The organism is Streptococcus macacae NCTC 11558 (assembly GCF_000187995.2).
Lineage (GTDB): Bacteria > Bacillota > Bacilli > Lactobacillales > Streptococcaceae > Streptococcus > Streptococcus macacae.
In genome coordinates this window covers 1,307,103-1,328,704 of record NZ_AEUW02000001.1, presented here as the reverse complement: position 1 = coordinate 1,328,704, position 21,602 = coordinate 1,307,103, and the positions used below count along the sequence as shown (strand labels likewise).

At 36.4% G+C, this 21,602-nt stretch carries 24 protein-coding genes; 12 read left to right on the top strand and 12 right to left on the bottom strand.

What is annotated here, in order from left to right:
- Positions 1-165 precede the first annotated feature (165 nt).
- Both STRMA_RS09675 and STRMA_RS09525 read left to right on the top strand, forming a co-directional pair.
- Entirely contained in the window at positions 166-1,212 is a 1,047-nt protein-coding gene (locus tag STRMA_RS09675; protein ID WP_003080585.1) for a thiol reductase thioredoxin, read from the top strand.
- Positions 1,213-1,503: 291 nt separating this feature from the next.
- Complete coding sequence (locus STRMA_RS09525) at positions 1,504-1,647, top strand: bacteriocin (RefSeq protein ID WP_003078833.1); 144 nt, start codon at positions 1,504-1,506, stop codon at positions 1,645-1,647.
- A gap of 258 nt (positions 1,648-1,905) precedes the next feature.
- Here STRMA_RS09525 and STRMA_RS06350 read toward each other — a convergent pair whose 3' ends face one another.
- The 3 genes from STRMA_RS06350 to STRMA_RS06340 form a co-directional block, all read right to left on the bottom strand.
- Complete coding sequence (locus STRMA_RS06350) at positions 1,906-2,913, bottom strand: HlyD family efflux transporter periplasmic adaptor subunit (protein ID WP_003080055.1); 1,008 nt, start codon at positions 2,911-2,913, stop codon at positions 1,906-1,908.
- Positions 2,914-2,925: 12 nt separating this feature from the next.
- Positions 2,926-5,157, bottom strand: coding sequence for a peptide cleavage/export ABC transporter (locus STRMA_RS06345; protein WP_115277017.1), 2,232 nt, complete (start codon positions 5,155-5,157; stop codon positions 2,926-2,928).
- Positions 5,158-5,901: 744 nt separating this feature from the next.
- Positions 5,902-6,183, bottom strand: a complete 282-nt coding sequence (locus tag STRMA_RS06340) for a hypothetical protein (protein WP_003078881.1) — start codon at positions 6,181-6,183, stop codon at positions 5,902-5,904.
- A gap of 423 nt (positions 6,184-6,606) precedes the next feature.
- On the opposite strand from STRMA_RS06340, the gene STRMA_RS06335 reads away from it, so the two are divergent.
- From STRMA_RS06335 to STRMA_RS06300, 8 genes are all read left to right on the top strand, one after another.
- Entirely contained in the window at positions 6,607-6,861 is a 255-nt protein-coding gene (locus STRMA_RS06335) for a Blp family class II bacteriocin (RefSeq protein WP_050584916.1), read from the top strand.
- A gap of 41 nt (positions 6,862-6,902) precedes the next feature.
- Positions 6,903-7,064 carry a Blp family class II bacteriocin gene (locus STRMA_RS06330; protein WP_003078564.1) on the top strand — a complete coding sequence of 54 codons (162 nt, stop codon included), beginning with the start codon at positions 6,903-6,905 and terminating at the stop codon, positions 7,062-7,064.
- Between the two features lie 137 nt (positions 7,065-7,201).
- On the top strand, positions 7,202-7,387 hold the full coding sequence (locus tag STRMA_RS06325; protein WP_002276162.1) for a ComC/BlpC family leader-containing pheromone/bacteriocin: 186 nt from the start codon (positions 7,202-7,204) through the stop codon (positions 7,385-7,387).
- Between the two features lie 351 nt (positions 7,388-7,738).
- The gene (locus STRMA_RS06320; RefSeq protein ID WP_115277053.1) at positions 7,739-7,930 is read left to right on the top strand and encodes a Blp family class II bacteriocin; all 192 of its coding nucleotides are present in this window, start codon (positions 7,739-7,741) and stop codon (positions 7,928-7,930) included.
- 39 nt (positions 7,931-7,969) lie between these two features.
- On the top strand, positions 7,970-8,134 hold the full coding sequence (locus tag STRMA_RS06315) for a class IIb bacteriocin, lactobin A/cerein 7B family (protein WP_003080849.1): 165 nt from the start codon (positions 7,970-7,972) through the stop codon (positions 8,132-8,134).
- A gap of 451 nt (positions 8,135-8,585) precedes the next feature.
- On the top strand, positions 8,586-8,765 hold the full coding sequence (locus tag STRMA_RS06310; protein WP_003078582.1) for a Blp family class II bacteriocin: 180 nt from the start codon (positions 8,586-8,588) through the stop codon (positions 8,763-8,765).
- Between the two features lie 35 nt (positions 8,766-8,800).
- Positions 8,801-8,965, top strand: coding sequence for a class IIb bacteriocin, lactobin A/cerein 7B family (locus tag STRMA_RS06305; protein WP_003080849.1), 165 nt, complete (start codon positions 8,801-8,803; stop codon positions 8,963-8,965).
- A gap of 454 nt (positions 8,966-9,419) precedes the next feature.
- Positions 9,420-9,695, top strand: a complete 276-nt coding sequence (locus STRMA_RS06300) for a Blp family class II bacteriocin (protein WP_003078485.1) — start codon at positions 9,420-9,422, stop codon at positions 9,693-9,695.
- A gap of 677 nt (positions 9,696-10,372) precedes the next feature.
- Here STRMA_RS06300 and serS read toward each other — a convergent pair.
- The 9 genes from serS to rnhC form a co-directional block, all read right to left on the bottom strand.
- On the bottom strand, positions 10,373-11,653 hold the full coding sequence (serS, locus tag STRMA_RS06295) for a serine--tRNA ligase (RefSeq protein ID WP_003079394.1): 1,281 nt from the start codon (positions 11,651-11,653) through the stop codon (positions 10,373-10,375).
- A gap of 436 nt (positions 11,654-12,089) precedes the next feature.
- Positions 12,090-12,458 carry a DUF956 family protein gene (locus STRMA_RS06290; RefSeq protein ID WP_003081790.1) on the bottom strand — a complete coding sequence of 123 codons (369 nt, stop codon included), beginning with the start codon at positions 12,456-12,458 and terminating at the stop codon, positions 12,090-12,092.
- 207 nt (positions 12,459-12,665) lie between these two features.
- Entirely contained in the window at positions 12,666-13,586 is a 921-nt protein-coding gene (locus STRMA_RS06285) for a PTS system mannose/fructose/sorbose family transporter subunit IID (protein WP_003080422.1), read from the bottom strand.
- 16 nt (positions 13,587-13,602) lie between these two features.
- Positions 13,603-14,418, bottom strand: coding sequence for a PTS mannose/fructose/sorbose transporter subunit IIC (locus tag STRMA_RS06280; RefSeq protein ID WP_003078575.1), 816 nt, complete (start codon positions 14,416-14,418; stop codon positions 13,603-13,605).
- A gap of 147 nt (positions 14,419-14,565) precedes the next feature.
- The gene (locus STRMA_RS06275) at positions 14,566-15,564 is read right to left on the bottom strand and encodes a mannose/fructose/sorbose PTS transporter subunit IIA (protein WP_003080882.1); all 999 of its coding nucleotides are present in this window, start codon (positions 15,562-15,564) and stop codon (positions 14,566-14,568) included.
- 364 nt (positions 15,565-15,928) lie between these two features.
- Positions 15,929-16,390: a hypothetical protein gene (locus tag STRMA_RS06270; RefSeq protein ID WP_003080762.1), complete on the bottom strand. Its 462-nt coding sequence runs from the start codon at positions 16,388-16,390 to the stop codon at positions 15,929-15,931.
- 87 nt (positions 16,391-16,477) lie between these two features.
- Entirely contained in the window at positions 16,478-18,832 is a 2,355-nt protein-coding gene (gene recD2, locus STRMA_RS06265; protein WP_003080072.1) for an SF1B family DNA helicase RecD2, read from the bottom strand.
- An 84-nt stretch (positions 18,833-18,916) separates the two neighbouring features.
- A complete protein-coding gene (gene lepB / locus STRMA_RS06260) occupies positions 18,917-19,504 on the bottom strand; it encodes a signal peptidase I (RefSeq protein WP_003081020.1) in 588 nt (195 codons plus the stop codon).
- 10 nt (positions 19,505-19,514) lie between these two features.
- Complete coding sequence (gene rnhC, locus STRMA_RS06255; protein WP_040841834.1) at positions 19,515-20,426, bottom strand: ribonuclease HIII; 912 nt, start codon at positions 20,424-20,426, stop codon at positions 19,515-19,517.
- A gap of 213 nt (positions 20,427-20,639) precedes the next feature.
- Here rnhC and STRMA_RS06250 point away from each other — a divergent pair, with 213 nt between their 5' ends.
- Both STRMA_RS06250 and STRMA_RS06245 read left to right on the top strand, forming a co-directional pair.
- A complete protein-coding gene (locus tag STRMA_RS06250; protein WP_003081953.1) occupies positions 20,640-20,945 on the top strand; it encodes a hypothetical protein in 306 nt (101 codons plus the stop codon).
- On the top strand, positions 20,942-21,475 hold the full coding sequence (locus tag STRMA_RS06245) for a CvpA family protein (RefSeq protein WP_003079711.1): 534 nt from the start codon (positions 20,942-20,944) through the stop codon (positions 21,473-21,475). The genes STRMA_RS06250 and STRMA_RS06245 overlap by 4 nt, the downstream gene beginning before the upstream one ends.
- Positions 21,476-21,602 lie beyond the last annotated feature (127 nt).

Genomic DNA, 21,602 nt, shown 5'->3' with positions numbered 1-21,602 from the left:
TGGCAAGAACTAAACCAGAGTCCTGATACTCTTCAAATGACGTCAGCCTACCTTTAGTAAGCTTCCTCATTTGCTTTTGATTTTTATTGAGCATAAACGTAGAATGCAGTTGGTACACTTCGAAAAAATAAATTTAATAGCTATATGAAAGGAAAATGATCAAGAATGAAATTTAGCAAATCCATATTATTATTGTCCACCTCAATACTATTATTAGCAGGCGGTGCAGCTTTTGCAGAGGATGTATCTCAAGGAGAAAACTTGGAAAAAACGGAAATGAGCACACCTGCTGTAACGACAGAAGTACAAAGCAGTGACACTACTACTGTTAATAAAGAAACAGTGTCAACAACAGAAACGACTGCTTCAGCCTTATCCTCTTCTGAAAACAAAGAGGAGCAGAAGGAAAATGATGGTGGTGACAATACTGAACAGCAAACCCCACCAAAGACATCTGATCAAACTGCAGAAAATGAAAAGTCTCCGTTATCTCAAGGGGAAGCTGCTGCTAATACCTCAGCTGAGCAATCCTCGGAGAATCAAAATACAGCAGCAGAAAGTATTTCAACGGAAAAATATGAAGCCAATGTCTCTCATTTTAAAGCGGTGAGCATGGCTGATGTTTACCACATGTTTGATGACACAGAAAACAGCTATACCTTATATATTGGCCGTCCGACTTGTCACTATTGCCGGGACTTTTCTCCAATTTTGAAAGAATTTAACGGTTTGACCGGTTCTCAGCTTTATTATTATAATACGGACAGAGATGACTTCACTATAGCAGCTAAGGAATTTCTCAAGAATAAAGTAGGGATTTTTGCGACTCCAATGACTTTGTTTATTGATAAAGGTCAGTTAGTTTCAGGTTGGGTAGGAAGCGGTATCCCTTCAAAAGAGCTTTACAACAAGTTATACAGCAATAGCAATCATAAAGAAGAATTGAAATCTGGAAATCAGACGTCTGCTCTTAAAGATACTCCTATTGCTGATAAAGAAAACACCACTAATCCTACTGAGCAAGTAAAAACTGTTCCAGGGAGCGGAGGACCTGCACCTCGCCAAAAATCAGCACAATCTGCTGTTTCAGCAAGCCAAAAATCAGATTCATCACAAATGACAGATGAAGAAGCAGATAAAAAACTAGTGACTAAGGCTATCACAGCATTTTTATCTTTTCTTTATGATGCTTTAGCAAAATTAAAAATTTGAAAGATTCAATAACAGTTTTATTTAGTAATAGATAAGCAGATCTTGTATGAGTCAGGATGGTTTGAGTTAAAAATGAAAACAACAAAGAAGCTAATAATAGTCATTATTCTTACACCCCTTGCTTTTTTTCTAGGTTGGTTATTGTGGCCTATTTCAAAATATATAGCTGTTATAGCCTTTATATTAGCCATGGGTGGGAATATTTTCGAATATTTTTTAGAATAAATAACAGTAAATTTATCCATTTATAAACTTATTAGGGTATAATAGCTTTATAGAAGGAGGTATGTGATGAATTATTCAAAAAATCATGTAAAGACATTGACAGAAACTGAGTTGATGGCTATTGTTGGCGGTGCTTTTTATCAAAGAAAAGAAAATGTTATTTCTCTTGATCCAAGAGAGTGGCTAGGTTTTAATGTAGCAGAAAAATAATAAAACTTATCTTACATATAAAAAACGGAGCGTTCAAAAGCCCCGTTTTTTATATGTAAGATAAGTTATGTCATCTTTAATCAATAACTCAATGAAAAATCAAAAAGTAAACCAAGAAGCTAGCTGCAGGCTGCCCTGAGGCAGGTTAAGACAACACTGATGCATTTGATTTTGACTTTCGCAAGGTATGAAATGCTTTTAGCTTTGGCACTCACTAATTAAGAGTTACTTTTGGTAAAGGCTAAAAACCTAGTTTTTTTATTTTTGATTTTTATTTAACAGTTTATCTTTATAATAATCAAAGAAAGTCTTTTTTTCAACAACTGTGATGGTTTTACCTTGGAGGCCGTATTTAATGGTTTGGCTGTCTTTTTTAGAAACTTTTGCTTTAGCTGTCACTTTAAAGACATTGCCTTTTTTCGTCGTTGTAGCAGCTGAAGCGATACTATTAATTTTTCCTCTAATGGAAATTTGATCATTTCCTACCTTGGTTAAAGCAAGACGAGTCTTTTGGCCTTGTTTGAGGCGGGTGACATCTTTAGAGGAGACGTAATAAGTGATCAGAACTTGTCTTGTTTTGTTAATATCTGGATAGAGCTGTGCGATTTCAGTCCCCCGAGGAATTAAGTTTTCACCTTCATATTTGGGGTTGGTATGGATAACACCATCTTGGCTGGCTGTGACTTTATCATTTTGATTATTCTGATTCCAGTTATTTTGGTTTTGATTCCCATTTTGTTTGTTTTGAGATTGGTTTTTATTTTGATTCTTATTCTGCTGATTTTGGGATTGATTAGTTTTCTTTTGTCCTTGCTTGTTTTGCTGAGATTGGTTATTGTTTTTCTGATCCTTTTTATTTTGGTTCTGATTTTGATTTTTTTGACCTTGATTGCCGTTCTTTTGATTCTTATTGTTTTGCTGCTGATTCTTATTTTGCTTGTTTTGAGATTGATTCTGATTATTTCCGCCCTGTCTTGTATTTGCTGCTGGATTAACATATTGGATGAGAACATCCCCTTTTTTAACGGCGCGATTATCTGTTAAATTATTTTCAGAAATGGGATAGTCGCTTTTAGATTGAATAACATCAATTACTTTAAGGGGAGAGATCTCGCCATTAGATAAGACAGTGACCTCTTTTTTAGCAAATAATAGAAAGATAAATAAAAATACAAGTAAACAAACCAAAGGAATAATAAGAACTGTAGCAAAATTATGATAGCGTCTTCGGTAGAATTCAGCGCTTTTAAATAAATTTGGGTTCATCTGCATGCCTTTCTATTTGTTAAATAAGTGATGATAAAAACCATTTGCTGCAATAAGTTCACTATGTGTACCTTCTTCAATAATTTTTCCTTTATCCATAACAATAACTCTATTGGTCCGCTGAGAGATACTGAGTCTATGAGCAACAAAGATAACAGTCTTGTCTGCCATCTGCAGCAGGTTATCCATAATTTTTTTCTCAGTAAGGACATCAAGACTGCTGGTAGCTTCATCAAGAATTAAAACAGGAGACTTTGTTAAAAGTGCACGTGCTAAAGCAACCCGCTGTTTTTGTCCGCCTGATAGACCGGCTCCGTCAGAGAGTTCTGTTTGATAGCCCATAGGCATTTGTTCAATATCTGAGCGAATTTCAGCAATTTCACAAGCCTTTAGAACATCTGCCTGACTAATGCCTTCTTTAGCTCCTAATGTTAGGTTTTCAAAGATAGTTCCACTAAAGATATAAGCCTGCTGCGGCAGATAATTGATATATTGCCGCAAAGTGGTTTTGTCAATTGTTTTTAAGTCATTGCCATTAATTCGAATATGTCCCTTATAAGGGTCATAAAAATGAACAATCATTTTCGCTAGAGTGGTCTTTCCAGATCCGCTGACACCAACGATACTGACTTTATCATTTTTTTTGATCCTTAAATTAATATCTGATAAAGTGTCTCTTCCAAAACCATACTTATAAGATAAGTCTTCAAAAGTAATATCTCCAGCAAGGAAGTCACTGTCTGATAAAGTTCCAGTATCGTTAAATTCTGATTCGACAAGATAAACTTCATTTAAACGATTATTAGCCACTCTGGCAGACTGCAGTTTGGTTTGCAGGTTGATAATATTTTCAATAGGATTAGAAAAGTAGGTTAATAAAGAATTATAAGTAATGAGCTGGCCGACCGATATTTTATCATCCATAACCAATTGAGCACCGCACCACAAAATGACAACGTTGAGAATCAATTGAGCCCCTTTTTTAAGTGATGTTTGCAGCGTTTCATATTTATGGAGTTTGAAAGATTTGTCCAAATAATCCACAAATTCACTGTCAATATTTTGATAACGGGCAGTTTCACTGGTTAAAGATTTAATGGTTTCAATACCATTGATATCTTCAATGATGGCAGAAGAAACCATCGAATTGCTCTGCATGACTTCCTGATTCATTTTTTCAAAAGGTTTCATGAAAACAAAGATAATCACTGTATAGATAGGAATTGAAATGAGTGTAAGCAGGAAAAGGTTGCCATTTTGTATCAATAGGACACTGCCGACTAAAATAAGCATGGTAAGGTCCAAAAAGATAGAAAAAATGGTTGAAGCCACGGCATCAATAATGGAATTAGCATCAGAGAAACGTGAGGTAATTTCCCCTGTTCTTCTTGTAGCAAAAAAAGACATCGGCAGGGTAAAGATGTGTCTAATATAAGAAAGGATAACATCAATAACAAGACGCTGACTTAGGACCACCAGTAAGTAACCTTTGGCAAACTCCATCATCTGTTGGATGATATAGGTGATAATTAAGCCAATAGAGATAATACCCAGTGTTGAAATGAGCTGATTAGGGATATATTCATCCAGAATACCTTGTAGATAATAGGAACCTGCGATATCAATCAGTGTCACCATTAAACTGGCCATGATAATGTAACTAAGAAGTGCTTTTTGCTTTAATATGAGAGGGAAAAAACTAGATAAGCCATTCTTTTCGTCTTTATGCGGTTCATAACTAGGTTCAGGTGCCAGAAAAATAGCAACACCTGTCCATTCTTCTGCAAATTGCGATTTGGACATTTTTGTTATTTTAACAGTAGGATCAGGGTCGCCAATGATTACTTTTTCTTTTTCCTGACCGTAGACAACGTAGTAGTGCTGCAACTTGCCATCTTTGACGATATGGACGATAAAAGGATAAGGAATATCCTCTACATCAAAGAGAGACATATCGGCTTTAATAGCGCGTGTTTCAAATTTCATCTTTTTGGCCGCTTCCACAATACCCAGTGCAGTTGTACCTTCCTTGTTGGTTTTAGCCAGTTCTCGCAAGTGAGCTAATGAATAATCCGAGCCATAATATTTGGCGATGGAAGCCAAGGCAGCGACCCCACAATCCCTGGAGTCTATCTGCGGAACATATTTATAAGATCGTAATGATTTGAACTTAAAGCGTATGCTGGCGGCGAACTGCTGTAAAGCAGATTTGAAGGAATCTAACATAACCTCTACCTTTCTCATTATAACAATTGTAATTCTATTATCTTATAATTTTGTCACAAATAGTTTAAAAAACCGTAAATAGATGTTATCAAATCTTAAAATCATTTAGTCAATAACCATTTAAGATGAAATCACTACCGTTTACGATATTGCTGTTACGTTATATTAAAAATATAACTGCGAGCTCCAATTTATAATTTACATACATCATAATATATTTTTAATAAAATTCAAGAGCTTCTATCATTTTTGGGTATAAAATATCTAAAATGAGAGTGGGATCGAAAATTAATTATTCGAAAAATGTGATTTTTCAGCAAGTCTTAGTTTTTAGCTGCTGACCTAAAACAGTCCACAGACTGCTTTGCCCCCATCTCTGACAGTTGCTTGGATATCCAAGCAGTCACTGCTTGCTCCAGCAAGGTATATTCTAGGAATTGTATTTTTAGAATTCCTTCGCTTTTGGAAAAAAGCAAAATAAAAAAAGCAAGAACTTGATTTCTTACTCCAGAATCAAGTTCTTGCTTTAAAGTGCCTTTTATTTTACTGAAGTAGATACCCTACTACTTTATGAGAAATATTTTCCTTTAAAATATAAGGCTATCACTAAAAGGGTTTCTGCCAGTAGTATTGTAAACACGATCACTTTGATATGCTTAATAGGCAATAGCAATGAGATAAGCAATAAAATAGGATAGCTGGCAAGAACAAACCAAGCAAATTTAGGTGTTAACATAATATCAATCTTTCATCTCAAGAGAGTTAAATCCAAGGTCCCCAAGTATTAACACTTGCCCCAGATATACCGAGAGTAGCAGCACCAGTTATAGCTCCGCCAATAGCTCCAGCTGTGGCTCCTGCAATTGTACCAACTACAGGAAGTGTTACTGTTCCAACAGCCCCTCCAGCTGCTCCTCCTGCGAAAAAGCCACCGACACCACCAGCTATTGCTCCAGTTACCCCTAAAATGACACCACCAGCTTCAACAGAAGAAAGAGCCTCATTATCCATAGTGTCAAATTGATCGAAAGTTAAAGTATTCATTAAAAATATCTCCTTAAATTTTTATATTTTACACATTTAATAATAATCAAGTAAATGCTAATAATCAAGGCATTAAGGAGAAATGTTATAATAATGTTATTTTTTTGAAAGTTACAATGTTTTTATAATATTTTTGGGCTAGCTTCTTGGTATTTAGGATTAATCAGCCTAAAAGACTGCGAAAAGTTTAATTTGGAATTTTTAGACTGTTTATTTGTTCTTTGTTTGTAAACCTAGAATAGCTGTAGTTATTGTTATTAACTGAATAGCTTAATCATTATTGACATAAGTTATATTACTTTTTTAATCCTTTATTAAATATTTGTTGTTTTTCTGCAATTATTTGTTACTTTATTTTAAACAAAACTTGTTATAGTGAAGGTGTCAGTTGCAACAGACAAAATGGATGAAATGAGGATTTATATGATGGAAATAAAGGCGTTGGATCAATTTGAAACAATGGATACAGACATGTTAGCCGCTGTTGAAGGTGGTTTTGGCTGGGGCAGTATCTGGAGAGGTTTCAAATGTGTAGCCGGAACAGCAGGTACGATTGGAACAGGCGCTTTAGGTGGCAGCACCACTGGTGGGTTGACCTTACCTATAATCGGCCATGTATCGGGAGGTATTATAGGTGGTATATCAGGAGCTGGTGTAGGTATTGCATCATTCTGTTAATCTTGCATGATATTAAATTAAATGATTAAGGAGATATTTTAATGAATACACAAAAATTCAATCAATTTGAAACAATGGATACAGAGACGTTAGCTACGATAGAAGGCGGTATGACTTGGGCAGAAATAGGTGCTATTGTTGGTGCAACTATAGGATCTTTTTACATTCCAAAGCCTGTTATTGTTCCTTTTAGAGTACGTTAATAAGGAGCTTATAACTAATATTTTATAAAAAGAAGAGGCTGGGTTTCAAAAGTCCTGTCTCTTTTTTTACAAAGGAATACAATAAAATCATTAGCTAAAAAGGCTAATAAATCTAATTAAAGTGAGGTAAGTTTTTTATGAAAATACAAACTGAAACCTGGAAACGATTTGAAGCATTGGATACAGCTGATCTAGCTATTATCCAAGGAGGAAGTGAGAACATAGCAAGATTTGCTGCTGCTTTTGAAAATGAACAAGTTGTAAGCTATGCTCGCTGGTTTCGAAGATCTTGGCGCGGTTCAGGATCATCCAGCCGCTTTTAAGACAGAAAAACTTTGCTAATAAAAAACTGAGTTGTTGTAATGTTACTATTTAGCTGAAGAAATTTTTAATAGGCTCCACTGTTATTTGGAGCCTATTTTTCTGGAATATAATAGCAGTATCATGCCAAAAAAACTTGCTATTTTATGGTCTAATGCAGAAGCCATAAGCAGCTAACACTGTAAAACGACCAGGTAATATTTCAAAATATTGACATTTTATTTTATTGCTTTATCGTTATGTTAATATCTGGTTATTTTATTCTTTTTCGCTTAACAAACATAATATAAAGGTTTACAATAAGGATGTTAGCAGGTAAAGCTAATAAATTTAAAAGAAATGAGGTTTTTATTATGAACACTCAAACATTAGAACAATTTGATGTCATGGATGCAAGAGCTCTCGCTGCTGTTGAGGGTGGTTGGACTTGGAAAGAGGCTGCCGCTATATACGTTGCTACTAATCCGACTGTATGGCCAATCGTATCAAATGCTTCTGTTTTTGGTTTAGGAGCCTATAATGGCTACAATGATGCGGCTCATTAATCTAATAGTAATTAATAATAGCAAAGGATGGTACTGACAATGACAACTTCGATAACAAACTATGCAGAGATGACAGATGACGAATTAATGGATGTTAATGGTGGAGAGGTTCTGGCAGCTATTGGGACAGGAATAGCTGCTGTGACACTTGTCTATGGTGCAGGCTATGCTGTGGGTAAAGCTTATTATTATTACACACATTAATTATTAGTATTCATAAGCTCATGAATTTTGTATGATTGGTCTTTCTATTGGAGAAAGACCAATCATTTTTTAATATTATAAGGCAACCATAGATTTACTAAGTGAAAATAGGAGAAATTACTCTGCTGACAATACAAATAAATCGTAAAATCCATAGCAGTTGTTGTCGCTTTTTTGATATTTAAAGTGATGAGAATTTTTATTTTGGAAGTGTTTAAACTGGTGAAAACTAAAAACTTGCTATTTTATGGTCTAATGCAGAAGTCATAAGCAGCTGATATTTTAAATGACCAGATGGTATTTCAAGATGTTAATATCCCATTTCTTTATGTTATCATTATTATTAATATCTGGTTATCTTACTCTTTTTCACTTAACAAACATAATAAAAAGGTTTACAATGAGGGTGTTAGCAGGTAAAGCTAACAAATTTAAAAGAAATGAGGTTTTTATGATGAACACTCGAACATTAGAACAATTTGATGTCATGGATGCAAGAGCTCTCGCTGCTGTTGAAGGTGGTTGGACTTGGAAAGAGGCTGCCGCTACATACGTTGCCATTAGTCCGGCTCCGGCTATAGTTGTTTTTGGTTTAGGAGCCTATAATGGCTACAATGATGCAGCTCATTAATCTAATAGTAATAATAGCAAAGGATGGTACTGACAATGACAACTTCGATAACAAACTATGCAGAGATGACAGATGACGAATTAATGGATGTTAATGGTGGAGAGGTTCTGGCAGCTATTGGGACAGGAATAGCTGCTGTGACACTTGTCTATGGTGCAGGCTATGCTGTGGGTAAAGCTTATTATTATTACACACATTAATTATTAGTATTCATAAGCTCATGAATTTTGTATGATTGGTCTTTCTATTGGAGAAAGACCAATCATTTTTTAATATTATAAGGCAACCATAGATTTACTAAGTGAAAATAGGAGAAATTACTCTGCTGACAATACAAATAAATCGTAAAATCCATAGCAGTTGTTGTCGCTTTTTTGATATTTAAAGTGATGAGAATTTTTATTTTGGAAGTGTTTAAACTGGTGAAAACTAAAAACTTGCTATTTTATGGTCTAATGCAGAAGTCATAAGCAGCTGACATTTTAAATGACCAGATGGTATTTCAAGATGTTAATATCCCATTTCTTTATGTTATCATTATCATTAATATCTGGTTATCTTACTCTTTTTCGCTTAACAAACATAATGAAAAGGTTTACAATGAGGGTGTTAGCAGGTAAAGCTAACAAATTTAAAAGAAATGAGGTTTTTATTATGAACACTCAAACATTGGAACAATTTGATACTATGGATGTAGATATGTTGGCTGCTGTAGAAGGCGGTAACTGGGGTCAATGTATTGTAGGGACAGGCAGTTCTGCACTTGCAGGAGGTTTAGCTGGTGCTGGTACTGGTGCTGGTATTGGTGCTGCTGTATCTGCCCCTGCTGCTGAAGGCGGAGGTCTCGGTCCTATTGCTGGTGCAGCAATTGGTTGGGATTTAGGAGCTATATCAGGAGCTGGCTTAGGCTGGGCAAATTTCTGTCAATAAAAATATATTTATTGTGCATCAATGAATAGTTATTCCTTATTCCATTTTTACTATTCCTTGGAACAGTAAAAGTTAAGCGTAAATTTCTAAAGACGGGATTTCTGCTATCCCCAAAATTGGACAATTAATTTTGTCAAAAGGATTGTGTTTCTGTATTAGACAGGACTCAGTCCTTTTAATTTTGTCTTGATTTGTTTGTTACTGCAGTAATACTCAATGAAAATCAAAAAGCAAACTAGGAAGCTAGCTATGGGCAGTGCTAAGGCAAGGTGAAGCTGACCTAGTTTGAAGAGTATAAATAATATAATCTGTAATAGCTGATTTTAGCTGGCCAATACTTTTAAAGGTGGGTTTCATAGCCACAGAATATTTCCAGCTTCAAAATGCCAAAGAAAGATTTTCTTATACTGTCGTTAGAACTGCTGACCTTCTAACAAAATTTTATTAAGGGCTTGTTGCTTAAACTTGCAAACAATTTCTTTTGATGAGTAAAGCCAAATAATCTAAGTTGTGACTCTTTAGGCCAAATGGATGGTGAAATGTAGATCATGGAAGATCTGATTTTTCCAGTTTATCCAGACCAGTTTTCTCTTTATAACATAAGATGATAAGAAAAGCCCCTCAATCGTTAGAGTTTTAGTCTAATTTTTGGGGTGCTTTTTATTTGTTCTGCTTTTTTATGATTGAGGTGAAATGACTTGGACACCACCCATATAAGGACGAAGAACCTCAGGGATAGTAACTGAACCATCTGCATTTTGATAGTTTTCAAGGATAGCTGCGACGGTACGTCCAACTGCCAGTCCTGAACCATTAAGGGTGTGGAGCAGTTTGACCTTGCCATCTGCTTCGTCGCGGTAACGAATTTGTGCCCGGCGTGCTTGGAAATCTTCTGTATTTGAACAAGATGAGATTTCACGATAAGTATTTTGCGCAGGTATCCAGACCTCCAAATCATAAGTTTTGGCAGCTGAGAATCCCATATCGCCGGTACATAAGGTGATGACACGGTAGGGCAAGTCTAATTTTTGCAGGATATTCTCAGCATTAGCAACCATTTTTTCCAATTCATCATAGGAATCTTCTGGTTTGGCAAACTTGACCATTTCTACTTTGTGAAACTGATGGAGGCGGATGAGCCCTCGTGTATCACGGCCGGCAGAACCAGCTTCTGAACGAAAAGAAGGGCTCATAGCCGTGAAATAGACTGGTAAGTCTTTGCCATCAAGAATTTCGTCACGATAATAATTGGTCAAGGGGACTTCAGCTGTTGGAATGAGGACATAGTCTGTTTCTGCTAACTCAAAAGTATCTTCCTTAAATTTGGGATACTGTCCGGTACCGAACATAGAGTCATGATTGACCATATAAGGCGGGATAACTTCTGTATAACCTTCCTTAGCATGTTCATCCAGCATAAAATTATAAAGTGCGCGCTCCAAACGAGCCCCCAAGCCTTTGTAAAAGAGGAAGCGAGAACCAGTTACTTTGGCACCGCGTTCCCAATCAAGAATGCCGAGGTCTTCCCCTAGATCCCAGTGAGCTTTGATCGTAAAATCAAAGTGATGAGGTTTTCCCCAGCGGCGGACTTCAATATTTTCATTTTCATCAGCACCGACAGGAACGTCTTTGGCTGGGATATTAGGTAAGGTCGTAGTAAGTGTTGTTAATTGGTCATCAGCAGCAGCTAGCTCACTATCTAATGATTTGATTTCAGCAGCTAGCTTTTGCATAGCAGCAATTTGTTCTGAGGCATCCTCTTTATTGCGTTTGGCCTGAGCGATAGCAGCGGAAGCTGTGTTACGCTTAGCCTTTGCTTCTTCAGCTGTTACCAGTAAGCGGCGGCGTTTTTCATCTAATTCTTTTAATTGCTGCAGTGTTTCTTGGTCAACACCGCGTCTTGCTAACTTTTGACTGATATCCTCAAAATCGTGGCGAATGCGTTTAATATCTAACATACTTACCTCCTAATTAAAAAACAAAGACAGCCATTATGATGCTGGAGCGCTTATGCGCGGTTCCATCCAGCTTCACAACAACTGTGCTCTCAATTATCATTTTTAATGAATTTTCACGGTAGAATTTCGGGTCAATTTTCTGTCTGCTTACAGCAACCGCAGACTTTCTGAAAGAATAACTGAACTTACTTATCCGTTGTTTTTATTATACAAGATTTGAAAAAGAATGTAAATAACTGAATGCGAAAGAAGCTGTCATTAGAATTTTTAATTTTATAAAGAAAAAATAACAACATCTCTCAAGAGTGGCCAGTTAGTTCTTAAACTTGATAAATATATTGCTCTTGAAAACAGTGCAATTAAAGAAGAAGAGAGTCAGTAAACTTATTTTAAAAAAGTTTACTGACTCTCTTTGCTGCTTATATAATAAGCTAACCTAATCTTTATTTTTTCTCCTAAAGAAGCTGCCGATTTTTTGCAGCAGGCTAGGATAGCGGACAATTTTGTCATTTCCTACATGCTGTCTGGCGATCTTTAAAATTTTGCCAGAGTTAGAAGAAGCAAAAAGAAATTTGCCTTTGTCTGTGATGATCTCAAAATGACGGCTGACTTTTTGACGATGAACATTTGCTCCCATCTCTATAATACTAGTCCAAGGAATTTGGATAAAATGTTCGACATTATTATCATTATAAAATTCAAATCCTCTATCTCCAAGGAGAAATTTACCAACTGTCCCGCCTATTCCGAGATAAGAGACGCCCTTGCCTGTGTATTCAACTTTTGTATTAATTGACTGTGCCATAAACTACTCCTGAATTAGATACTGTCTCATTATATCAAAAAAAGCCAGCTTAGGCTATTTATCATTAGCAATGATAAATAAAACTATTATAGATAGTGTGCTAAGTATTTGAACAATACCGCTGCCTTAACCAAATCTCTAGTCTATTTTAAAAGAGGTTGGATTTTATCCAACCTCATGCATAAAAACTATTTATGCTGATCTTGATTACATCAAGCCAATGACATGGGCAACAATACCTACTACGAAGAGCCCGATGATAATAGTAATTGGTGATACTTTTTTCTTAAGCAGCCACATACATAATAAGGTTAAGAGCAGTCCCATAAGTCCTGGGATTAAAGAATCCAGCTGATCTTGAAGTGTGTTAACCTTGATTGGACCGAGATTAAGACCGTTCTTATAGCCTTCAATAGCCTCTTTCAGTTTCTCACCAGAGACAGATCCTTTAGGGAGAGGGATAAAGGTCTGACCATTATCATTTGATAATTTAGTTGCTGGCAGCCCAACGGCAAATTTAACAGCAACCCAACGCTCTACCAGAGCGGCAAGAATGAACATACCAAGGATAGAAGCTCCTTTAGTGATATCTTTGAGGATACCGCCTGATAAGTCTTTAGTAATTTCAGAACCTGCTCTATAGCCCAATTCTTGAGTGTACCAAAGAAAGGCCATACGAATAATATTCCAGCCTAGAAAGAAGATAATTGGCCCCATGATATTACCAGCCTGGGCTAAAGAAGCTCCAAGAGCACCAAGGATCGGACGTACTGTAAACCAAAAGACTGGATCACCGACACCAGCAAGCGGTCCCATCATACCGATTTTAACTCCTTGAATAGCGGTATTATCAATGTCAGAACCGTTAGCTTTTTCTTCTTCAAGAGCTAGGGTAACCCCCATAATAGGAGCTGCAACATAAGGGTGAGTATTAAAGAATTCTAAGTGCCGCTCAAGAGCTGCTGCCCGGTCTTCTTTTTTTGTGTAAAGCTTTTTGAGAGCTGGAATCAGTGAGTAGGCCCAACCTAAGTTTTGCATACGTTCATAATTCCAAGAACCTTGTAAGAAGGTAGAACGCCACCAAATTTTTCTGCGATCTGATTTGGAAAGTTTGATTTTTTCTGCCATGATTTCTCGCTCCTTTCTAGTAATCTTCTAAAATATCGCCAATGGGATCGTTGGAACCGCCTGAGGAACCACCATTGCCTGAACCGCCTTGTTTTGACAGGTTGAGGTAGATAAGAGCGATAGCGACACCGATTGCACCAAGAGCAATCAGGGTTAAATTAGTCAAAGCAGCAAGTGCGAAACCAAGAGCAAAGAAAGGCCAAACTTCACGAGTTGCCATCATGTTAATAACCATAGCATAACCCACGGCAACGACCATACCACCGCCGATGACCATACCATCTTTTAACCAATCAGGTATAAAGTGAAGCATAGACTGCACTGTAGAGGTAGGCAAAGCAAGAAGTAAAGCAGCTGGCAGAGCAATACGGAGACCTTGCATGAAAAGGGCAAGATAATGAGCACGTTCTACTGCCCGGATATTCCCTTGTTTTGCTGCTGCATCAGCACCGTGAACAACAGCTACTGATAGGGTGCGGACAATCATTGTAAGTGCGAGACCAGCAACTGCAAGAGGTACAGCAAGTGCTGTTGCTACTCCGATACCTCTATTAGAGAAGTCTCCTCCTTTAACCATGATAATAGCAGCTGCTGAAGCAGCAAGTGCGATATCGGGTGCAACAGCTGCGCCAATATTAGCCCAGCCAAGAGCGATCATTTGAAGTGAACCGCCAAGTATAAGACCTGCTTCTAAATGACCAGTGACAAGACCGATCAAGGTACAAGAAACCAGCGGTTGATGAAATTGAAATTGGTCAAGAATCCCATCCATCCCTGCAAAGAAAGCGATGATAACGACCAAAATCATGGAAATAATAGAAATATCTGACATGTTTCTAGATCCTTTCAATGAGTCTGATATAAATGAGTAAAACGATAAGAAATATTAAGTAAAATAGTTAAATAGAGAAAAAACTAAATCATTTAAAGATTAAAAAAGCAGGCAAAGGCTAGCAGCTCTTTGTAGTTTTCTCTCTTTTTATTGGACATTTGCTTTTTCAATGAGCTCAAACAAGTCTTTTTGAGAATCATTAGGTACTTTGCGAACATCGAATGAAACACCTAAGTCTCTTAATTTTTCAAAGGTAGCAACGTCATTTTTATCCATTGATAAGACATTATTAACCATCGTTTTACCAGTTGAGTGAGCCATAGAGCCAATGTTTAATTCTTTGATGGGAACGCCGCCTTCAATTGCTTCTAGTGCTTCTTGCGGTGTTTCAAAGAGGATGAGAGCATGCGTATTGCCAAAACGAGGATCTTTAGCAGCTTCAATCAATTTCTTAATAGGAACAACATTTGCTTTTACACCGTTTGGCGCAGCTTGTTTGATCAAATCTTTACGAAGTTCATCTTTAGCGACAGTATCTGATGCCACGATGATACGGTCAGCTTTAGAGGCAGGTGTCCAGCCGGTGGCAACTTGTCCGTGTAAAAGGCGTGTATCGACCCTAGCTAAATTAATTTTAAGTTTTCCATCACCAATAACGGTACCTTCAGGAATAGCCCCCTGCGCAACAGGGCTTTCCTCTGCAGGAGCTGCTGTCTTTTCAGATTCAGCTGGATTAAGTTCTTCAGGGAGGGCCTTAACACCACCCTTTGCCTCTTTAATAATGTTTGCCACAACTTGATCAACACCAGCAGAAGCATCCATCATGCGCTCTGTATAGGCTTGTATAAGCATAGGCAGATTAAGTCCGGTGATGACAGCAAACTTGCGATCAGGACTTTCTTCCATGACCCGACTGGCTTGATTGAAAGGAGATCCACTCCATAGGTCAGCTAAGATCAAGATCTCATCATCAGCATCGAATGCAGCAACTGCATCGTTAAACTTGGCATAAAGATCATCAGGACCTTCATTTGGCATGAAAGTGACTACTTGAACTTTTTCTTGTTCGCCAAAAATCATAGAACCAGATTGGTGGATACCAGCAGCAAATTCACCGTGACTGGCGATAACGATTCCGATAGCCATTCTTGTTCTTCCTCCTTATAATATTTTTTTCTTAGACAAAAGAAGAAGGAACTTTATAGAAGAAATACCATTCTTCTTTCTTTAAAGAAATTTTAAGAACGATATTATTTTAAAACGTTTTCATATAAAAAGCAATAGTTTTTGAAAAAGAAAAGCAAAAAATATCAAAAGATTTCAAAAAAAATCAACACAAAGAGGTAACTTGTACAGTAAACGGGCTAGGAAAGTTAAAAAGAGAAGTCAGACAAATAAGGTTTGAAAGAAACTGAGAGAATTCTAATTTTTTGAACAAAAAAAGAAACTGAGAAAAGATCCCAATTTCTTAACCTATCATAAAAAGTAATTAAACAGCTTGAACTTAGCCTTAAAGAAGTTTGACTAAAGCTCTCGCTTTTTGAATGGCATAGAAATAAAGAATAATGAAGGCAGCTTGAATACCCAAAGACAAAATGGACAAATTTCCTGCCAAAGTAGTATTAATCACTGATATAGCCGAAAGAACAAGTCCAATATAATAAGGGATAGGAGTAACGGCAGTTTCTTGGTTTAATCTAGATAGATTGATGAAGCAAAAAATAACAATCGCAAGATTAATAGCTATTGCCACAATAATAATAGTCAGAGACAAAGGCGTCAAAGCTTGCTTAATGATTTCTATTTGTCTAGCTGAAAGATTATATTGATCTGTATTTCCCTGTTTAATCGCTTGGTTTGTCATAAAAAGCCCTAGCAAGCTGATAAGTCCTAAAATTAACGATAATATATTTAAAACGATAATGATAATATTGCTGGTTCTAAATGATTTAGCTGTTTCTTCGTAAGTCATTAAAAATCTCCTTGTTTAAAAGTAAAAATTTATTACAATACATCTATTTTAACATAATTTACAGTGATTTTAAATGGCAGGCCCTTATTATTTTTTGAAAAAATAATCAATATCAGTCTGTGTTATACCAATCATGGGATTAATGTCAAAAATATTATTTTCTCTTAAAATGTATGTTGCATTTTCTCCTGCTGTTTCTTGGTCTGGCTCAATTTTATGCTTGCTAGAATTTTCAGAAACCACAGAAGTAAAACGTTCTACCAGATAAGTTTTACGGCTTGTTGCTTCATTTTTAACAGCCAGCTCAAAGGCTGTTAATTCTCCCAGCATGATGAGCTTACTTTTTGAGCGTGTAATAGCTGTATAAATGAGATTGCGTTTTAGAAGCCGTCCGCCTTGTCTGGTGATAGGAAGAATAACAACTTTGAATTCGCTTCCTTGTGATTTATGGATACTCATGGCATAAGCTAGAGTTATTTTGTTCCATTCACTGCGAGGATAGAGAATTTCAGCACCATCAAAATCAATAATCATTTCATCCTGTTTAGATTCAGTGTCTTTAGCCGGTATAAGGTCTGTAATATAGCCAATATCACCATTAAAGATATTTAATTCAGCATCGTTTACAAGATGAAGTATTTTATCTGCTTTGCGAAAGTGAATGTTGTTAAATTGAAATTCTGTCCGATCTTTTAGAGGATTAAGCAATTCTTGCATTAAATGATTAAGGTGATCAATTCCAGCTTGTCCGCGATACATAGGTGCTAGAATTTGGATTTCTTGAGCATCAATCCCGTTTCGAATAGCAGAGCTGACAATTTGTTCAACCATCTGAGGGATATGGCTGCTCTGTGCTTCAAAGTAAGACCGATCGGCTTTTTTAGCTGTGAAATCATCTGGCAAATAACCTTGCTTGATCTCACTAGCTAAGGTAACAATGGTGGAATCCTCAGACTGTCGGAAGATTTTAGATAGTGAAACCTGCGTTAATTGGGGAACTTTCAGTAAATCAGCCAGCACTTGACCTGGTCCTACAGAAGGGAGCTGGTCGCTGTCTCCGACAATAATGACTTGCGTGTGAGTGGCAATCGCATTAAAAAGCTGATTGGCTAGCCAAGTATCCACCATGGAAAACTCGTCAATAATGATCAAATCACAATCAAGGTAGTCATCAATCGTCTGATAGTCGCTGTCACCATTTAAACCTAAATGCCGATGAATTGTTGCACTGGAAAGACCTGTTAACTCGTGCATACGTCTGGCTGCCCGTCCAGTCGGCGCTGCTAAAATGATAGGGCAGTCCTTTTGATTCAGATCAATATTATGAAGACTAGCATATGTTTCTATGATTCCGTTGATCACAGTAGTTTTGCCAGTTCCTGGGCCTCCAGTTAATAGAAAAATCTTGCTCTGAATAGCTTTTTGAATAGCTTCTTTTTGTACATTGTCATAAGTTAATTTAAATTTTTGCTGAAGCTGTTTGATTTCTGCTTGAATGGTTTTAGTATCGAAATTCTTTTCAAGTTTTTGCTGAAGAAGGCGCGATAAATTTTTTTGAATACCTGCTTCAGCATAAAAAAGAGAGTTATCAAAAATTTTAGTTTCAATATTTTGGACTTTATCTTCTTTAATCAATTGGGTTAACTCTTGGGCAACCTGATTAGCCTCTAATTCTACTTGCCTAGCATCCTCAAGCAATTCAATAGCTCTTTCAAGCAGTTCCTTAGCTTCTATATAAGTATCTCCCTTATCAAGAGATGTCTCTAAGAGAGTGTGGAGAAGTGCGGCACGAAAACGCTCTTTTGCATCGCTCTTAATACCGATTTGCTCAGCTAGCTGATCCGCAATTTTAAAGCCAATTCCTTGGATATCTTCGACCAGCTGATAGGGATTGTCTTTGATTATATTGAGACTTTCTTCTCTATAATGATCATAAATTTGAAAGGCAAGTTTATTAGTAAGGCCATATTTTGCCAATTTAGCCAAAATTTGTTCAGTACCGTAGTTCAGCCGCAATTTTTGGACAAATTCTTCTTTTTTATTTTGAGAAAGTCCAGAAATAGTATCTAATTTATCAGGATTTTCGAGAATTTTATCAATAGGATTATCGCCATATACCTGAACTATTTTTTCCGCCGTTTTTTGTCCGATTCCTTTAAAATGTTTGCCGGAAAAATATTTAATAAGACCAGTTGAAGAAGGCTTGGCACGTTCATAGCGTTCTGCTTTTAATTGTTCCCCGTATTTTGGATGCTGGATCAGCTCTCCCCAAAAAGTGTAAGACTCTCCTTCTATGACCTCAGCAATTGTGCCTGTTACAATAATTTCTGCTTCTTCAAAGCCACTGTCTGTGTCATCAATTTCTAAGAGAATAATTTTAAAAAAATTACTGCTATTTTCGAAAATAAGGCGTTCAATAGTACCTGAAAAATAATATGTCATAGCATTTCCTTATCAAAAAAGGAGCGGCAACAGTTCCTACAGTGAGTTTCTATCCCGTTCCATCAGTGCAATGTCTGCAAACAACTACTTATTTGAAATAAATTTAATGGCTTTTAAAGGCCAAAAGCGGAACTTGACCTCACCGATAATTTTATTTCTCGAGAAGGTTCCTACTTGGCGGCTGTCTTTAGAGACAATACGATCATCTCCTAAAAGGAAATACTGTCCTTTAGGAACAGTGACAGTGAAGTTTGCTTTTCCTTGACTGTCAGTTGTAAAGGCAGCTGAACTTGCAGCTAACTGCTGGAAATAGTTATTATAAGAATACGTTTTTTGCAGTTTATCCTTAGCAAATTTTTTCTTAAAGGACTTAAGATAAGTTTCATCAACTTTTTTACCATTTATAGATAACGTGTCGTTGTTAAATGAAATTGTATCTCCAGGCATTCCGACTACACGTTTGACAATGTTTTTTTTGCCTTCTTTGGCAACAACAATATCAAAGTTTTTTATAGATGTTGTTTTAACGATAATAATCTGTTCTTTATCGGCCAAGGTAGGATCCATAGAGTGTCCTTCAACTCGTACAGGAGCCCAAACAAAGATACGGCTCAATATAAGTGCAGCAATGAAAAGAATAAAGATTCCCCATTCTTTTAGAAAATTTTTCATGATAATATCCTTACTTTTTTAATAAATGATAGGCTTTTTCTGTATTTTTGAAATGCCATTTAGCAGTTAACTCAAGCCCTGATTTTCCATAAACTTTTAAAATCTGGCTGGCTGCCTTGTCTGATTGTCTGCCGGCTCCGCTTGGCAGCTGAAACCCAATCTCCCGGCTTAAATGTTCAAGATTCTCAAGGAATAGACTGCGGGCAATAATAGAGCTGACAGCCACTGCCAAGTATTTGCCTTCAGCTTTTTCTTCAAGGCTTATGGGAGAAGAGAAGCGATTTTTTTCATTTTGAAGGTATCTGTCATAATTCTTTGGACTGGTAAAGGCATCAATAACAATTTTATCTGGTTTTATGCCATCTTTTAGAAGTAAAAAGATAGCCTGATTATGCAGAGCTACTTTAACAGAGACAGCATTATGCTTTAGTCCTTTTCCGACGACTTGATTATATTTTTTAGGGGTCAGCAGAAGTGATCGATGAGGGATTTTTTCTTCTAATAGCGGAGCTAACTGCCTAATTTTAGTATCAGTTAAGTTTTTAGAATCATCAATTCCCATTTCTTTTAAAAAATCATGTTCATGGGGTGTGACAAAGCTTGCCACAACAGCCAAACCGCCAAAGTAGGAGCCATTTCCTACCTCGTCTGTTCCAAGAACGGAACTCTTTTCCTTTTTTTGACTTTTCGACGGAGCTGTTTGGTTCTGTTTTTTTGGCAGAACTCCCATCTGCTGTGCTAGCTGCTGAGCAGCATTGCCTTGAAAAACAACCTTGTTAGAGCTATAGATAAGAACAGTGACTTGTTTTACTTTGGCCGCAAAGCGAACATAGGCATTGGCATTTTGAACTTGATGCCTTTTTAATTTTTCTTCTAAACTGCTAATAGCTTTTTCATCAAGTTTTACAACAAAAGTCTCCATAATTAACATTTTAGCATAAAGTACCTAAACTTTGGAAGAATCTAATAAGATATTATTGATAAATGATTTAGTTTTGTAGATATTTTTAGAAAAATTTTAATGTCAAAAATCGCTTAAATTCCTTTTCTGATAAAGATTTACGGCTTATTTGCTGAAAAATCTTTAATTTACGAAAAAGTTATTTTACGTTATAATAAAACTTGAGGTGGAGTTATGACAAGTAAAAATCGCTATAAGTTCACATTTGGTGAAAAAACGCTGACACTGACAACTGATAAAGACAATCTTTTTATGGAAGAAATTGAACGTGTTGCCAGAGAAAAATATGAGGCTATTAAGGAAAAATTACCGCAGGCAGATGATGAGACAATTGCTATTTTAATGGCAATTAATGCTTTATCAACCCAGCTTAGCCGAGAGATTGATTTTGATAAAAAGGAAGAGGAGCTGGAAAAATTTAGAACCAAGGAATTATCCATTCTTAAAAACCGTGCACAGCAAAGCGGAGATAAGAAATGATTTCGCTTTTGCTGTTATTGCTTTTGGCTTGGAATTTTTATATTGGCAGTCATCGCGGTATTATTTTGCAGACCTTTTATTTTTTTTCCAGCCTCATCTCTATTGGGGCTGCGGCTATCTATTATAAGAGGCTGTCAGAAGTATTAACCCTTTGGGTTCCTTTTTCAAATGCAACGCCAGAGACCTCTGTTAACTTTTTTAAATCAGTTGATCTTTTTGATTTAGATAAAATTTTTTATTCAGGTCTATCTTTTTTTGTCATCTATCTTGCTATTTATACTGTTTTTAGAGTATTGGGGATTTTTGTTCATTTTGTAAAGTCAGATCGTTTCCATAAACCCTTTTATACTTACTTGAGCGGCGGCCTAGCAGTTCTTGTGACGATGCTGTCTTTAAGTTTGTTTTTTAATGTTCTGGCTGCTGTTCCCTTACAGAATATCCAGTCATTTTTAGCAAAGAGTTTCATGATTCGCTTTTTGATTGATTTTCCATTATTTTCATGGCTTATTCATTATTTTTGGCTATCATGAAATGAAAGTTTAAAAGAAAAGTTCTCAAATTTTAGAGTGCTTTGTTAACTGCGCTGACTAGAGAGGATTAGTTTAAACTGCACCCAAGCTGGATAATAAAAATCCAGCTTGGGTGCAGTTCATTTTG

Excerpts from the sequence above, each read along its gene's own strand:
- STRMA_RS09675 (WP_003080585.1), top strand. The coding sequence starts at position 166 with ATGAAATTTAGCAAATCCATATTATTATTGTCCACCTCAATACTATTA.
- STRMA_RS09525 (WP_003078833.1), top strand. The coding sequence starts at position 1,504 with ATGAATTATTCAAAAAATCATGTAAAGACATTGACAGAAACTGAGTTG.
- STRMA_RS06350 (WP_003080055.1), bottom strand. The coding sequence starts at position 2,913 with ATGAACCCAAATTTATTTAAAAGCGCTGAATTCTACCGAAGACGCTAT.
- STRMA_RS06345 (WP_115277017.1), bottom strand. The coding sequence starts at position 5,157 with ATGAGAAAGGTAGAGGTTATGTTAGATTCCTTCAAATCTGCTTTACAG.
- STRMA_RS06340 (WP_003078881.1), bottom strand. The coding sequence starts at position 6,183 with ATGAATACTTTAACTTTCGATCAATTTGACACTATGGATAATGAGGCT.
- STRMA_RS06335 (WP_050584916.1), top strand. The coding sequence starts at position 6,607 with ATGATGGAAATAAAGGCGTTGGATCAATTTGAAACAATGGATACAGAC.
- STRMA_RS06330 (WP_003078564.1), top strand. The coding sequence starts at position 6,903 with ATGAATACACAAAAATTCAATCAATTTGAAACAATGGATACAGAGACG.
- STRMA_RS06325 (WP_002276162.1), top strand. The coding sequence starts at position 7,202 with ATGAAAATACAAACTGAAACCTGGAAACGATTTGAAGCATTGGATACA.
- STRMA_RS06320 (WP_115277053.1), top strand. The coding sequence starts at position 7,739 with ATGAACACTCAAACATTAGAACAATTTGATGTCATGGATGCAAGAGCT.
- STRMA_RS06315 (WP_003080849.1), top strand. The coding sequence starts at position 7,970 with ATGACAACTTCGATAACAAACTATGCAGAGATGACAGATGACGAATTA.
- STRMA_RS06310 (WP_003078582.1), top strand. The coding sequence starts at position 8,586 with ATGATGAACACTCGAACATTAGAACAATTTGATGTCATGGATGCAAGA.
- STRMA_RS06305 (WP_003080849.1), top strand. The coding sequence starts at position 8,801 with ATGACAACTTCGATAACAAACTATGCAGAGATGACAGATGACGAATTA.
- STRMA_RS06300 (WP_003078485.1), top strand. The coding sequence starts at position 9,420 with ATGAACACTCAAACATTGGAACAATTTGATACTATGGATGTAGATATG.
- serS (WP_003079394.1), bottom strand. The coding sequence starts at position 11,653 with ATGTTAGATATTAAACGCATTCGCCACGATTTTGAGGATATCAGTCAA.
- STRMA_RS06290 (WP_003081790.1), bottom strand. The coding sequence starts at position 12,458 with ATGGCACAGTCAATTAATACAAAAGTTGAATACACAGGCAAGGGCGTC.
- STRMA_RS06285 (WP_003080422.1), bottom strand. The coding sequence starts at position 13,586 with ATGGCAGAAAAAATCAAACTTTCCAAATCAGATCGCAGAAAAATTTGG.
- STRMA_RS06280 (WP_003078575.1), bottom strand. The coding sequence starts at position 14,418 with ATGTCAGATATTTCTATTATTTCCATGATTTTGGTCGTTATCATCGCT.
- STRMA_RS06275 (WP_003080882.1), bottom strand. The coding sequence starts at position 15,564 with ATGGCTATCGGAATCGTTATCGCCAGTCACGGTGAATTTGCTGCTGGT.
- STRMA_RS06270 (WP_003080762.1), bottom strand. The coding sequence starts at position 16,390 with ATGACTTACGAAGAAACAGCTAAATCATTTAGAACCAGCAATATTATC.
- recD2 (WP_003080072.1), bottom strand. The coding sequence starts at position 18,832 with ATGACATATTATTTTTCAGGTACTATTGAACGCCTTATTTTCGAAAAT.
- lepB (WP_003081020.1), bottom strand. The coding sequence starts at position 19,504 with ATGAAAAATTTTCTAAAAGAATGGGGAATCTTTATTCTTTTCATTGCT.
- rnhC (WP_040841834.1), bottom strand. The coding sequence starts at position 20,426 with ATGGAGACTTTTGTTGTAAAACTTGATGAAAAAGCTATTAGCAGTTTA.
- STRMA_RS06250 (WP_003081953.1), top strand. The coding sequence starts at position 20,640 with ATGACAAGTAAAAATCGCTATAAGTTCACATTTGGTGAAAAAACGCTG.
- STRMA_RS06245 (WP_003079711.1), top strand. The coding sequence starts at position 20,942 with ATGATTTCGCTTTTGCTGTTATTGCTTTTGGCTTGGAATTTTTATATT.